This window comes from Dictyoglomus sp. SSW (genome assembly GCF_055181335.1).
Window position 1 is genome coordinate 1,770,051 of record NZ_CM143705.1, and the last position, 13,935, is coordinate 1,783,985.

Annotated in this window: 12 protein-coding genes; 4 read left to right on the forward strand and 8 right to left on the reverse strand. The window is 31.2% G+C overall.

The window, feature by feature from the left end:
• Positions 1 to 7: 7 nt before the first annotated feature.
• The 4 genes from ACY3JM_RS08790 to ACY3JM_RS08805 all read right to left on the reverse strand — a co-directional run bounded on the left by ACY3JM_RS08790 (position 8) and on the right by ACY3JM_RS08805 (position 5,031).
• A complete protein-coding gene (locus tag ACY3JM_RS08790; RefSeq protein WP_463083382.1) occupies positions 8 to 1,258 on the reverse strand; it encodes a 6-phospho-beta-glucosidase in 1,251 nt (416 codons plus the stop codon).
• A gap of 90 nt (positions 1,259 to 1,348) precedes the next feature.
• Positions 1,349 to 2,203: a 2-oxoacid:ferredoxin oxidoreductase subunit beta gene (locus ACY3JM_RS08795; protein ID WP_463111300.1), complete on the reverse strand. Its 855-nt coding sequence runs from the start codon at positions 2,201 to 2,203 to the stop codon at positions 1,349 to 1,351.
• The gene (locus ACY3JM_RS08800) at positions 2,200 to 3,873 is read right to left on the reverse strand and encodes a 2-oxoacid:acceptor oxidoreductase subunit alpha (RefSeq protein WP_463083380.1); all 1,674 of its coding nucleotides are present in this window, start codon (positions 3,871 to 3,873) and stop codon (positions 2,200 to 2,202) included. Before ACY3JM_RS08800 ends, ACY3JM_RS08795 begins: the two co-directional genes overlap by 4 nt.
• Before the next feature lie 39 nt (positions 3,874 to 3,912).
• Positions 3,913 to 5,031: an ROK family protein gene (locus ACY3JM_RS08805; RefSeq protein WP_463083379.1), complete on the reverse strand. Its 1,119-nt coding sequence runs from the start codon at positions 5,029 to 5,031 to the stop codon at positions 3,913 to 3,915.
• Positions 5,032 to 5,152: 121 nt separating this feature from the next.
• Here ACY3JM_RS08805 and ACY3JM_RS08810 point away from each other — a divergent pair, with 121 nt between their 5' ends.
• Genes ACY3JM_RS08810 through ACY3JM_RS08820 form a run of 3 tightly spaced genes read left to right on the forward strand, consistent with a single transcriptional unit; the run spans position 5,153 to position 7,507 of the window.
• Positions 5,153 to 5,983, forward strand: a complete 831-nt coding sequence (locus ACY3JM_RS08810; protein WP_463083378.1) for a metal ABC transporter substrate-binding protein — start codon at positions 5,153 to 5,155, stop codon at positions 5,981 to 5,983.
• Positions 5,967 to 6,710 carry a metal ABC transporter ATP-binding protein gene (locus ACY3JM_RS08815; protein WP_463111301.1) on the forward strand — a complete coding sequence of 248 codons (744 nt, stop codon included), beginning with the start codon at positions 5,967 to 5,969 and terminating at the stop codon, positions 6,708 to 6,710. Before ACY3JM_RS08810 ends, ACY3JM_RS08815 begins: the two co-directional genes overlap by 17 nt.
• Positions 6,711 to 6,712: 2 nt before the next feature.
• Complete coding sequence (locus tag ACY3JM_RS08820; RefSeq protein ID WP_463083376.1) at positions 6,713 to 7,507, forward strand: metal ABC transporter permease; 795 nt, start codon at positions 6,713 to 6,715, stop codon at positions 7,505 to 7,507.
• Positions 7,508 to 7,509: 2 nt separating this feature from the next.
• Here the strand turns inward: ACY3JM_RS08820 and ACY3JM_RS08825 are convergent, their stop codons facing one another.
• A complete protein-coding gene (locus tag ACY3JM_RS08825; protein ID WP_463083375.1) occupies positions 7,510 to 8,724 on the reverse strand; it encodes an ROK family protein in 1,215 nt (404 codons plus the stop codon).
• Between the two features lie 198 nt (positions 8,725 to 8,922).
• Between ACY3JM_RS08825 and ACY3JM_RS08830 the strand changes: the two genes are divergently transcribed.
• Complete coding sequence (locus ACY3JM_RS08830; RefSeq protein WP_463083374.1) at positions 8,923 to 9,783, forward strand: VIT1/CCC1 transporter family protein; 861 nt, start codon at positions 8,923 to 8,925, stop codon at positions 9,781 to 9,783.
• Positions 9,784 to 9,807: 24 nt separating this feature from the next.
• Here the strand turns inward: ACY3JM_RS08830 and nuoF are convergent, their stop codons facing one another.
• The 3 genes from nuoF to ACY3JM_RS08845 all read right to left on the reverse strand — a co-directional run bounded on the left by nuoF (position 9,808) and on the right by ACY3JM_RS08845 (position 13,898).
• Positions 9,808 to 11,439 (reverse strand): NADH-quinone oxidoreductase subunit NuoF, encoded by a 1,632-nt coding sequence (gene nuoF / locus ACY3JM_RS08835; protein WP_463111302.1) that lies wholly within the window; start codon positions 11,437 to 11,439, stop codon positions 9,808 to 9,810.
• Positions 11,436 to 11,897, reverse strand: a complete 462-nt coding sequence (gene nuoE / locus ACY3JM_RS08840) for an NADH-quinone oxidoreductase subunit NuoE (protein WP_463083372.1) — start codon at positions 11,895 to 11,897, stop codon at positions 11,436 to 11,438. Before nuoE ends, nuoF begins: the two co-directional genes overlap by 4 nt.
• A gap of 63 nt (positions 11,898 to 11,960) precedes the next feature.
• Entirely contained in the window at positions 11,961 to 13,898 is a 1,938-nt protein-coding gene (locus ACY3JM_RS08845; RefSeq protein WP_463111303.1) for an HD domain-containing phosphohydrolase, read from the reverse strand.
• Positions 13,899 to 13,935: the final 37 nt, after the last annotated feature.

Genomic DNA, 13,935 nt, shown 5'->3' on the forward strand with positions numbered 1-13,935 from the left:
TTACTCCTTAACTTAATTTTGGGAAATATTCTTTATTTTCCTCTATTAATCTATTAAGAACTTTTTCCGCAAGAGTAAATGAAGAGATTAATGGATGTTGTGCAAGAGCAAAAACAGCCTTTTTATACGAACCTTCCATAGCAGACTCTATTGTCAATCTCTCATATACTTTTACAGCCTGTATGATTCCTTTTACTTCGAGAGGTAAATTACCTATAATATACCTTTGAAACATATCATGTTTTACGTAAACCGGTATCTCCACCACTGAATCATCCGGAAGATCTCTTATAGCCCCATTATTCATAACGTTTATTATCTGAAACCCATCTTTCATACCTAAAAGATGCATAATCAGATTAACAGCAGATATTGAATAATATGCTCCCCCTCTTTTGGAAAGTTCCACTGGTTTATTATCTACCTTAGGGTCACTATATATTTTTAATAACTCTTCTTCTACTTTCATCACTTCTTCTGCTCTTTTTGGTTTATGTTTTAACTCTTCAACTTTTTCCTCTCTAAAAAAGTAATATCTGAGATAATAATTGGGGAATAAACCTAAAATGTCTATAATTCTTTTTTCCTCTTCCGACAATTTTTCTTTTGCCTTATCTAATAAATATTGAGTTTTATCTTCTCCCTTTATAAATATTCTTCTTACAAAACTCAAATGATTAAGACCAAAATAGTCTAAAAAGACCTCTTCTAAGCTTACACCTGATAAATCAGCAAAAAATTTTTGAAAATTTATAGGCACATTACATAAACCTATAGCCTTTACTTTAGTATATCTGAGAAGCATTTCTGTGATTATTCCGGAAGGATTAGTAAAATTAATAAACCAAGCATTAGGAGCATATCTTTCTACCTTTTTTGCTATATCATAAACCACTGGTATAGTTCTAAGAGCATTTGCAAATCCGCCTGCCCCAGTAGTCTCTTGTCCTAAAAGATTAAATTCTAAAGGAATAGTTTCATCTAAGAGTCGCGATTTATTACCTCCAACCCTTATTTGATTTATTATAAAATCAGCTCCCTCTAAATTTTCTTCCAAATTTGTACTTTTTAAAAATTCTATTTCAGCTCCAGCTTTTCTGGCCATCCTTAATAGAAAATCATATACAATATTTAATCTTTCGGTATTAATATCAATAAGAACAATTTTTAAAGGATGAACCTCTTGCCAAATATTTAAAAACCCTTCAATTAATTCTGGAGCATATGTACTACCTCCACCAATAACTACTACTTTCATTTTGGAATACCTCCAAGAATTATTTTGTTTCTTCTAATTATAACATACTTTATGGTTTTGTAAACCATGTTTACTATTTTATTACATTCTTTACATAAATTTTTTTACTATTTTATCAAACATATCATTAGGATCTCTCTTCTTTTTATATAGAGGTTCGCCTTGTAATTGAGGAATAACCTCTTCAAAGGTTGGTCTCTCTTTTTTATAAATAACTCCTATAGGTATCCTTTCACTCCATTCAAGAGATTTCTCAAAAGCCAAGTGTATATCTGAAGGATCATAATCTGGACCAAGTTTATATACTCTTTCTTTATACCATTGAAAAGTATTTACCTTATTAAAAGTTACACATGGTTGAAGAATATCTAATAGAGCAAACCCATTGTGAAGTATAGCAAGTTTCATCATTTCTGTAAGATGATCTGGATCTCCAGAAAAGGACCTTGCTGCAAAAGATGCACCACTTGCAATAGCTAAGGATATGGGATTCAAGGACGGATAAGGTACCCCCAACGGCTGAACCTTAGTCTTCATTCCCATATCGCTTGTGGGTGATGCCTGACCTTTTGTTAGACCGTATATTTGGTTATTATGTACAAAAACTTTTATATTTAAATTTCTTCTCATATTATGAATCAAATGATTACCTCCTTCTCCATAGGTATTTCCATCTCCTGATTCACATATCACAAGAAGCTCTTTATTAGCTATCTTAGCTCCACAGGCTACTGGTATATCTCTTCCATGAAGTCCATTAAAGAGGTTGCATTTAAAATAGTGAGGCGCTTTTGCAGCTTGACCAATACCAGAAACCATTAGTAATCTATAAGGTGGAATCCCAAGTTCTGCCAATGCTCTTTTTATACAATTCAAAATAGACCAGTTTCCACATCCTGGACACCATGCAGGTATTTGATTATTATCAAAGTCCTCTATTCTCATCCCATTATCTCCCTCACTCCCTCCATAATTTCTTCTACAAAAAATGGCATACCATTATATTTAACAATACCTCTATCTACTTTTATGCATAATTCTTTTCTTATTAAAGCAGCTAATTGTCCTTCATAATTTCCTTCTATGGTATATAGTTTTTTATCTTTAAAATCATTAAGAATTTTTGTTGGTAAAGGGTAGACATCAGAAAAATGTAAATGTCCTATCTCATATCCTTCCTTCAACAAATTAGAAATAGCTTCTCTTATTACCCCGTATGTTGATCCCCAACCGATAAAAACTACCTTGGACTTATCTACACCAAAATAAACAGGTTCTTCCACATCTCTCATAATAGCTAATTTCTTTCTCAACCTCTTTTCTACCATCTTTTTTCTTATATTTAAATCTTCTGTAATATGTCCCTCTTCATCATGTTCATCACTATCAGTAATCACAAAACCCTCAAATTCTCCTGGGATAGCCAAAGGAGAAATTCCATCCTCAGTAATCTTATGCCTTAAATAGTTTTTATCTCCCAATATCCTATAATTCTTAATCCCAGGAACATGAAGACCATCTATAACAGCCTTAGAATCAATAAGATACTGATCAGTAAGAATAATAGATGGCACCTGATATTTTTCAGCTATCTCAAAAGCCTTTATAGTTTTATAATAAGCATCCTTCTGATCTCTTGGTGCAGTGACATATTTGGGAAATTCTCCATGACCCGCATGAATAACAAAATTAAGATCAGCTTGTTCTGTTCTTGTAGGAAGACCTGTAGCTGGTCCAGGACGTTGAGCTACATGAATAACCACAGGAGTTTCTGTCATACCAGCCAAGCTCAAGCCCTCCACCATTAAAGCAAATCCTCCTCCAGAGGTGGTTACCATAGATCTTGCTCCTGCAAAAAAACCTCCAACTGCCATATTTATTGCAGCGATTTCATCTTCAGCTTGTTCTACTACAATATCAAAATCAATTTCATGTTCTGCTAAAAAATTCATTACTGCAGTACCTGGAGTCATAGGATAAGAAGCAAGGAATTTACAACCTGCTACAATAGCACCAAATCCTACAGCCTCTCCTCCATTTATTATTAATCTTCCTTCTCTTTCTCTTTTTGGAAATTCTCCACATCTTCTATTTATATTCAATGCATAAATATATCCTGCCTCTAATGCTTTAATGTTCATATCTATGTATTCATCTTTAAAGGATTCAGAAATCACTTTTTTCATCTCTTCTAAGTCACCAGATACTAATCCCAAAAGAACCCCACAAATAACAGTATTTTCTACTAACTTCGTCTTAGCCACCTCTTGGGCAATTTTTCTAACTGGGACTTTATACATCCCATCAAAACTAAAATCTCCTTTTATATTTTCATCACAAATAATATGTCCACCTTTTTTAACATGTCCCTTATGAAGCTCAATAGTTTCACTATTTAAGGCAACAAGAATATCTATTTTCTCACTATCTATAGCATAAATAGGATTATCCGAAATTCTTATTAAGCTATAATTATGGCCACCTCTTATGCGGGATTGATAACTTTCAATAGTAAAAATAAAATAGCCTATTCGGTAAAAAAATTTAGAAAGGATATTAGATATGGTTTGTATTCCTTGGCCAGCCTCTCCCCCTATTAATATTTTACAATCCATTTTTTCTCTACCCCTTTTTTGTAATTATTATAACTTATTTTAAACCTCTTTAAAATACCCTAAAAACCCTAATATACCAGCTCCTATTAACAGACTATCTCTACCTAATTTTGATGAATAAAAGAAAATCTTACCCCTCAAATTATTAAATATATGTTTTTCTACTTTTTCTTTTAAAATTTTTGTGATCATATCAAGAATATTTTGATTTATAAACATATTACCAGAAATACATACAGCTTCAGGAGCCAAAAGATGTATAGCATTTGCTAACGAAATCCCTAAATAATTAAAAGTTCTCTCCAGAATTTCATTTTCCCTTTTATACAAAAATTCCTTCAGAACGTTTTCAAAATCGTTCTCATAACCAAAATCCTTAACTATTTTAGAAAGGGAGGCATAAATTTCCAAACAACCAGAATTACCACACCAACACTTCTCACCATTTTCTTTAATAGTAGTATGACCAATTTCACCTTCGATACCCTGAAAACCTTCCAAGATCTCTCCTTTATAAAATATTCCAAGTCCAATACCTTTCTCTAATAATAGATAAAAAAATGTATTATATCTACCAGCATCCCCATACCAATTTTCAGCTATTAATCCCACATTAGTATCCTTTTCTATATATATAGGTTTCTTATAATATTTTTCTAAAAATGATATAATCTCGAAATTTTCCCAATTTAAACTTACAGAAAGAATAACCTTTCCATTTTCCCTATCAATTATTCCTGGTACTGAGAGAAAAATAGCAATTATTTTTTCACTGTATTTCCTATAAAGAGGATCTATAAGCTTTAATAAATCTTCTTTAGCATCTATCTTGTATGATATACTCTCCTCAATTTCTCCTTTTGCATTAAAAATAGCAGATCTTCCTTCCATACCACTAAGATCTACTGAAAGTACCTTCAAATCTGGATTAATAATTAACTTAGTAGGCCTTCTTCCTCTCTCTGTCTCCACTTTTCCTACTTCTATTATTATTTTCTTTTTAATAAGATCATCTACTATCTCTGAAATAGCAGTCTTTGTAAGATTAGATATTCGAGCAAGTTCAGCTCGTGATCTTGGTCCTGTTCTCATTAATATTTCAAGAATAAGATTTTTGTTATATGTTCCTATATATTCAGGAGTTCTCCCTTTCTTCATACTACTTCTCTCCTTTTTGTTAAACTTAATATTAAATTCATTAAAATTTTAACATAAAAAATTTTTTTTCCAATTGTGATATAATATCCTACTAAAAACCAAAAAGGTGGTGTCAATTAAAATGAAAAAGATAGTTATTTTTATCATACTATCAATAATAACTCTTTTAAACAGCATTTATGGAATTCAAACCATATCAGTATCCATTCCTCCCATAGGTAGCATCTTAAGATATATTGCAGGTGAAAAATGGAGGATAGAAGTACTTTTACCCCAAAATACAAATCCTCATCTTTTTGAGCCAACCCCAAACACCATGAAAGCCATAGAAAACTCTAAACTTATAATAATAAATGGGGGAGATGTAGATCTATGGGCAATGAAACTTATTAATACTAAACAAAAAGATCTTCTCATAATAGCGGATAGGATTAAAAACAAAGACGATAACCCCCATTATTGGCTTGATCCTCTCATGGTAAAAGAGATAGCACAAGCCATTTACGAAAAATTAAGAAGCATTGATCCCCAAAATCAAGCTTATTATCAAAATAATTTAAAAATTGTGGAGAAGAATATCCAAGAAATTGATAATTATATAAGGAGAAGTCTATCTCCCTATAAGAAAAGGGAGATCATAGCATATCATCCTTCTTGGTATTACTTTTATAAAAGATATGATATCAAAGTATTGAGCTATATAGAGGAAGGAGAGGGAAAAGAGCCATCCTTGAAGAAGATTCAAGAGATCATAAATATTATTAAAAAACATAAGATTAAATATATTGTAAAAGAACCTTTTATTAATCCACCAGTGATAAGAACAATACAAAAAGAAACAGGAGTAAAAGTAGTAGACATGGATCCTATAGGTTTCAATAAAGATTATTTTTCCTTAATAAAAGAAAATACTAATATTTTGAGAAGTATATTTTATGAACAAAATCATTGAAATAAAGAATCTAACTTTTTATTACAATAATGATAAGATATTAGACAACATAAATTTAGAGGTAGATGAAGGAGAATTTTTGGGTATTATAGGCCCTAATGGGGCTGGAAAATCTACCCTTTTAAAACTAATAGTTGGCATATTAAAACCTCAACAGGGTAAAATAATTTTATTTGGAAAAGAAATAGATAATATCACTTATGAAAAAAAATTTGTTGGATATGTACCTCAAAAACCTGATATAGAAAAGTATCTACCATTAAAAGTAAAAGATATTGTTGCCTTTGGAAGAAGAATCGTTAGAGATTGGAAAGCACTTAACAAAGAAGACCATGAAATAATTAATAAAATAATGGAAAAGTTAGAGATCAAAGAATATGCAGATAAAATATTTAGTGAACTTTCGGGTGGACAACAACAAAGAGTATTAATTGCAAGAGCCTTAGTTCAAAACCCCAAAATTCTCCTTTTAGATGAACCAACAGTAGGTGTGGATATAAAAACTCAATATAACTTTTATAGAATTCTTGAAGAGCTAAAAAATCAAAAGATCTCTATTATTTTAGTAACCCACGATATCGGAGCTATCACTAATAAGGTGGATAAACTTGCATGTCTAAATAGAAAGTTGTATATTCATGGATGCCCTGAAGAAATTAAAATACACGGGGCATTAAGAGAAATATATGGTGAAGAATTTATATATTTAACTCATAAGGAGGATTAATTTTGGATATTTTTCAATATTCTTTTATGCAAAAAAGTATTTTAGCTGGTATATTTATAAGTATAATTTCAAGTATTATAGGCATCTATATTCTCTTAAGAGGGATAACCTTCATGGGGGCAGGAATAAGTCATGCGGTATTTGGGGGGTTAGCTTTTGGTTATCTACTCAATATAAACATGACTTTAACATCTATAATATTTACTATAATAATATTATTAAGTATGCCATATATAACTAAAAAATCAAAATTAAAAGCAGACGTACCAATAGGTATTTACTTTTCCTCCTCTATGGCTTTAGGAGCATTGCTTTTAAGTTTTCATAAAGGTTACACAACTAATCTTTTTAGTTTCCTTTTTGGAAGTATTCTCTCTATAGGAGACCAGGATCTTTTTCTAACAATTACATTTACAATTTTTCTTTTGTTCTTTTCTTATAAAAATTATTGGAAGATTTTATTTATTATCTTCGATGAAGAATCTGCCAAAGCCTCTGGAATAAACACATCCCGTTTAGAAACCTATATATTAATCCTCACTGGTATAGCCATTGTACTTATAAGTAAACTTGTTGGCATCATCTTATCTTCAGCTTTAATTATTATTCCTGTAGCTACTTTAATACCTTTTATAAAAGACATAAAAAAATTAGCAATCTATACCATATTATTTACCTTTTTAAATATCTTATTGGGATTAATAATTTCCTACCACTTTGATACACCTTCTGGCTCCACTATCGTTATGCTTGGAACTCTTGTTTTCTTTATCTCCCTATTTTTTTCAAAAAAATAAAATTACCTATAAGTTTCTTCTTCCGCCTTCTCAAATATTTTTTTAAGCAAAGTCTCTTCTATTACCTCTGCTGCAGCTCCTATAGGTCCTGTTAAACCACCTAATTTAGTAGTAATAATCTCTGGTATAGGAGGAAAGGCATGAAGATTTACTACTCTCTTTACAGGATCCAAAAGAAGCTCCTCTGCTTTGGAAAGTCCTCCAGCAATAATAACAATTTCAGGATTTAGTATATTTATAAGATTAGCAATACCTATGCCTAAATAAGTTCCAAGCTCTTCAAAAATATTAAGAACAAATCTATCTCCAGATTTCCCAGCCTCAATAATCTCATCTAAAATCTCATCTCTACTCTTATTTTCCAAATTCACCTTCGTATATGCATTCTTGCGAATACCTTCTAATATTTTTTCATAGAGCACCTGCGTTGAAACATAACTCTCTAAACATCCATAACTTCCACATTTACATTTATTTCCATTTTTCTCTATAATTGTATGTCCAAACTCCCCAGCTCTATCATCAGGTCCCCTATAAATTTTACCATCAAGCACTAAGCCTGCACTCACACCACTTCCTACCCTTACACATATGAGATTATCCTTACCAATACCAGCACCATACCAAAGCTCTCCATAAGTGACAGCTTTTACTATATGTTCAATAAAAATAGGTACTCCCTCTATGTATTTAGAAAGATATTCCTTTATTTTTACATTTCTCCATCCAAGATTCGGCGAAAACAAACACACTCCTTCCTTTCTATTTATTGTACCAGGTACAGCTAACCCAACTCCAATAATATCCTCCTTATTTACTCCATCAATCAAAGAACGATATATATTAACTACTCCATTCAAAACCATATCTACATCATTGTTATATAAGACAATACTCTCTTTTCTCAAAACTCTCCCAGAAAGAGCCATTAATATGCCTGTAATCTTATCCTTCTCTATCTCTATTCCTATAGGATAATAACCTACCTCATTAAGAGTAAGTTCTATAGGACGCCTGCCAACTTTTGTTACCTGGGCAGGACTTTCCTTTATTATCCCCACACTTATTAGATTTTCCACAATACTAGATACTGCAGAAGGACTTAATTTTGTAATCTTAGAAATGTCATAACGAGATATAGGCCCCATTCTTCTTATGGTATCAAGTACCAAAGATATATTAGCAATTCTCATACTTTTTATATTTACAGGTTTCAACTTCTATTGACCTCCAATCAAAAATTTTTTTTACCATAAAAAATTATATTATTTTTTATAAATTAAAGTCAATAAAATAAATACAATTCAAGAATTATAAGAGGATAATAAAAGAATATCTTTTTACATCTGTATTATTTAACCTAAGCGTAAAAATTATCCATTGTGATAATATATAAGGAAGAAAGGAGGTAAAAAATGGAAGAAAAGATTTTATTGAAACTTCAGAGAAACGAAATAACCGAACACAATATATATAAAATTCTTTCAAAAGGGTTAAAAGATAAAAAAAATAGGGAAATACTTTTAAAAATTTCTCAAGATGAGTTTGCCCACTACAACGTACTAAGGAAAATAACCCAAAAAGATTTAAATCCTAATAAATTTAAGCTTTACTTGTATCTCTTTCTTACAAAGATTTTTGGTTTTACCTTTGTACTCAAACTTATGGAAAAAGGAGAGGATAAAGCAATAGAAAGCTATAGAAAAATTATTAATAAGTATCCACAAATTAATGAAATCCTTGATGATGAAAAAGAACATGAACAGAAATTATTAAATACCTTAGATGAAGAGAGATTAAACTATATTGGATCAATGGTTCTTGGATTGTCAGATGCCTTAGTGGAACTTACAGGTACCTTAGCAGGTTTAACCTTTGCCTTCCAAAATACAAAGCTTATATCCATATCTGGATTAATAACAGGAATCTCAGCTGCATTATCAATGGCAGGATCAGAGTATCTCTCTTCGAAAGCAGAATCTTCTGAAAGAAATCCTTTGAAATCTGCAATAACCACTGGAATAACATATATTATGACAGTTTTAATTCTAATCCTTCCCTACTTAATAACACAAAATTATATCCTTGCTTTAATTTTAACTCTTCTTTTTGCAGTCATTTTAGTTGTAATCTTCAATTTTTATATATCAGTTGCAAAGGACTATGAGTTTAATAAAAGATTTTTAGAAATGACAATTATTATCTTTTCTGTATCCTTTATAAGTTTCTTAATAGGGGTTTTTGTCAAAAAGGTTTTAGGAATCAATATAGATTAAGAAGGGGAAGCTATAAGCTTCCCCTTAAGATAAAACCCCTACTTTTCTCCCACATCTATTTGCCACACAATATTTTTCCTTAAAATGGTTTATAAATTCATCCTTAAAATATCTAATTGCAGAAACCACAGGAAGATGTACCGATTGTCCTAATGGACAGAAGGATGTATCCTTCATTACAAGACTAATATTTACCATTTCATCTATATCCTCTTTAGAACCCTCTAAATTAGCAAACCTATTTATTATTTCTACCAATCTCTTAGTACCAACTCTACAAGGAGTACACCTACCACAAGATTCATGCTCAAAAAATCTTAAAATACTCTTCAACATATCTACAATACATGCTGTTTCATTCATAACTAATATAGCCCCAGATCCAAGGACTGCTTTATATTCTTTTAAGTTTTCAAAATCCATCTTAACATCAAGCATTTCCTCTCCTAAAAAGGCACCAGCTGCTCCCCCTACTAATGCACACTTAAACTTTTTCCCATCCTTTATCCCGCCACCATATTGGAAAATTATCTCTCTCAAAGGAGTACCCATCTCTACTTCTATAAGGCCTGCATTTATCACATCTCCTAAAATGGTATAGACCTTAGTGCCTGGACATTTTTCTGTTCCAAATTGCCTAAACCATTCAGCTCCATTTCTTACAATATCAGGAATATTAGCCAATGTTTCCACATTGTTCACTACAGTTGGCTTATTTCTCAATCCCTGAGAAACAGGATAAGGAGGCTTTATTCTTGGTACTCCTCTTTTACCCTCCAAAGATTCTATTAAAGCTGTTTCTTCTCCACAGATATAAGCACCTGCTCCCTTCCTCACCTCTATATCAAAGGAAAAATTACTACCAAGAATATTATCTCCAAGAAGTCCATAATCTTTTGCTGTTTGGATAGCTTTCTGCATACGATCTATGGACAATTTATATTCCCCTCTAATATAAATATATCCCTTCTTAGCTCCTACCGCATAACCAGCAATAGTCATGGCTTCAACTATTCTATAAGGATCACCTTCTAAAATTAATCTATCTTTGAAGGTTCCCGGCTCTCCTTCATCAGCATTACATATAACATATTTTTCATCTGCAGGAATTTTATAAGTAAATTCCCATTTCAAACCTGTGGGAAAACCTGCTCCTCCTCTACCTCTAAGTCCTGAATCTTTAACCACTTTTATTACATCTTCAGGTTTCATTTCAAAAATAGCCTTAGTTAGGCCATCAAATCCATCAGAAGCTATATATTCTTCTATACTCTCGGGATTTATCACTCCACTATTTTTAAGTACAATCCTTACTTGTCTCTTGGTTAACCCAACCTCTTCCTTTACTACTACTGATGGGGTAGTAATTTCTTCTATCATAAGTCTTTTTAAAGGTCTTCCTTTTACAAAATGTTCCTCTACCAATTCTGGAATATCTTCCGGTTTTACATTGCCATAATAAACTCCTTCAGGATAAACCACCATTACTACACCTTTCCCAATAATTCCAAGAGGACCTGTTTCAATTACTCCTACTTCCTTATCAATACCCCTTTTTCTTAATTCATTTATCAAAGCTTCTTCTACAGCTTTTGCTCCTGCCAACAAAGTGTTTGCATCTATGGATATCAAAACATGACTTCTTACTATACTCATAAATTCCCCCTCTTTTCCTCCAAGATTTTATCAATCTTCTCAAAGGTAAGATTTCCATAAACATCATCATTAATCATCATAGCAGGAGCTACCGCACATACCCCAAGACAGCTTGTAAGTTCCAAAGTAAAAAGTCTATCAGGAGTAGTTTCTCCAACCTTTATCTTCAATTTTCTTTCTAAATATTCTAAAAGGGACTCAGATCCAACTAAATGACATGGGGGTGAATCGCACAATCTTATCACATATCTTCCCCTTGGTTTTAAACTAAACATGGAGTAAAAAGATGCCACACCTTCCACATAGCTCACAGGAAGATCTAAATATTCTGCACATAGTTTTATATCTTCTGGAGTTAAATAATTATAAGGGTTGCTATCTTGAAGGGCATGGAGAATCTCAATAATATAATCCGGATTTTTGGGAAAACTTTTAAGAATCTCCTCTTTTGTCTTCATATTTTACAACCCCCAAATTTTATGTTTCCTTTTAAATAGTGTAAAATATAACGATTTAATCTGTCAATAATTTTCCTCTATCATTTCCTCTTTTATAACCTCTATCATAATTTCGGCTATTTGAGGATCAAACTGTTTTCCCTTATTTTTCTCTATCTCTAAAATAGCCTCCTCAAAAGTCATCGCTCTTTTATAAGGTCTTTCACTGGTCATAGCATCAAAAGCATCAGATGTTGCAATAATTCTCGACTCCAATGGAATTTCATATGAGGATAATCCATCAGGATATCCTAACCCATCCCACCTCTCATGATGATATCTAACAATTTCTGCTAAATCTCTAAATTCATCTACCTGTTTTAATATCTCCTCACTTTTAATAGGATGGATTTTTACAATTTCAAATTCCTCCTGCGTTAATCTTCCATTTTTATTTAAAATACTTTGAGGACTATAAATTTTACCTATATCATGTAATAATGATGCCCAATATATCTTCTTAATTCTTTCCGGAGATAAAGCAAGCTTTTCTGCAACCTTTACAGCATATTTAGCAACCCTTTCAGAATGCCCCTGAGTATACTTATCATAGTATTCAAGAGTCTTAATAAGAAGAGTTACCATTTTGCTTAAATAAACTTCTCTTTCACTAATATGTACTCTTATACCATAAAATGCTGAAATAATATTTCCAAACTTTTCAAGTATTTCCACATCCTTTTCATCAAAGGAATATATACTTTCCTTTGGAATAACACAAGCCAAATAACCATATATTTTTTCTTGCCATTTAAGAGGGTATAAAAGCATCTCTTTCATATTTATATCCTTTAAAAAACTTGGCTCTCTTACTAATGTAATATTTTGTATATTCAAAATGTTATTACTTTCTTCTTTTGAAATTAATAATCCTTCCAAATTATTATCATATCCATTCATGGCTAAAATCCTTAAAGAATCCATATGTCTATAAAAAAATACACCATAAGTATCTTTACCCAAGATTTTAACAATAATCTGTAATACTCTCTTCACAAAGTCATAATCCTTCAAATCTATGCTTGAAATATAAGATACATTTCTTATAAAGAATTCAAATTTGTCAATTTGTTCTCTGAGTTTATCATGAACTCTTTTCAATTCTTTTGTAGCTTCTCTTACTCTAATAGAGAGAATTCTATTATACGAAAGAACAATGATTAATATGGAAAGTCCAATAATCACAATATATAGAACAATTTTAGGAAGAATTGAAGGAACTTCTTCTTTAAATGAATATTTTTCTAATAATCTATCCATATCTTCTTGCGGTATTTTAGACAATCCCTCATTAATAACAGATACAATATGGGCTTTATTTTTAAGAGAAGCCACATAAAGATAGTTTGTATATATTACAGGCCCTTTAAAAAATTCATAAATCAAATCATATTTGGTCAAATAATAGAAAGCAGGTGGATCATCCATGATAAATACTTTTATTTCATCCTTTTTAGCAGAAAGTATTATATCAGAATAATTACTATAAAACTTAAAATTAACCTGCGGATTCTGTAAGAGAAAAATCTCTATTAAAGCATCGCCTCTTTTTGCCCCCACAATAAAGGGTGTAACATCCTTTGGATAATTTATTTTTGGTATACTTTTATGATAATAAATACTTGATGTAACCTTAAAAATCGGTTTAGAAAAAATTAAATACTTTTCTCTTTCAGGCGTTTTAAATATGGTATCTATAGCATCAACTTTTCCTTCAAAAAGTATATTTTGGGCTTTACTCCATTCTTCTGGAATAAGCTCTATTTTTATTCCTGTCTTCTCACTCCATATCTTCCAAAATTCTACTGATATTCCTACTAGATTTCCTTTCTCATCGATGTATGTAAAGGGAGGATAATCTTTATCTGTAATAATTTTTATAGAATTATTAGAAGATATAGGGGGTGCAATAAGACAAAATATTAATAATGTAAGAAGACATCTAAAAAATTTTAACTTCATATTAATCTTAATTTTATCATGTTTTATGCTATAATTT

Excerpts from the sequence above, each read along its gene's own strand:
- ACY3JM_RS08845 (WP_463111303.1), bottom strand. The coding sequence starts at position 13,898 with ATGAAGTTAAAATTTTTTAGATGTCTTCTTACATTATTAATATTTTGT.
- ACY3JM_RS08795 (WP_463111300.1), bottom strand. The coding sequence starts at position 2,203 with ATGAGAATAGAGGACTTTGATAATAATCAAATACCTGCATGGTGTCCA.
- nuoE (WP_463083372.1), bottom strand. The coding sequence starts at position 11,897 with ATGAAGACAAAAGAGGAGATTCTTAAAAGTTTTCCCAAAAATCCGGAT.
- ACY3JM_RS08805 (WP_463083379.1), bottom strand. The coding sequence starts at position 5,031 with ATGAAGAAAGGGAGAACTCCTGAATATATAGGAACATATAACAAAAAT.
- ACY3JM_RS08815 (WP_463111301.1), top strand. The coding sequence starts at position 5,967 with ATGAACAAAATCATTGAAATAAAGAATCTAACTTTTTATTACAATAAT.
- ACY3JM_RS08830 (WP_463083374.1), top strand. The coding sequence starts at position 8,923 with ATGGAAGAAAAGATTTTATTGAAACTTCAGAGAAACGAAATAACCGAA.
- ACY3JM_RS08790 (WP_463083382.1), bottom strand. The coding sequence starts at position 1,258 with ATGAAAGTAGTAGTTATTGGTGGAGGTAGTACATATGCTCCAGAATTA.
- nuoF (WP_463111302.1), bottom strand. The coding sequence starts at position 11,439 with ATGAGTATAGTAAGAAGTCATGTTTTGATATCCATAGATGCAAACACT.
- ACY3JM_RS08800 (WP_463083380.1), bottom strand. The coding sequence starts at position 3,873 with ATGGATTGTAAAATATTAATAGGGGGAGAGGCTGGCCAAGGAATACAA.
- ACY3JM_RS08810 (WP_463083378.1), top strand. The coding sequence starts at position 5,153 with ATGAAAAAGATAGTTATTTTTATCATACTATCAATAATAACTCTTTTA.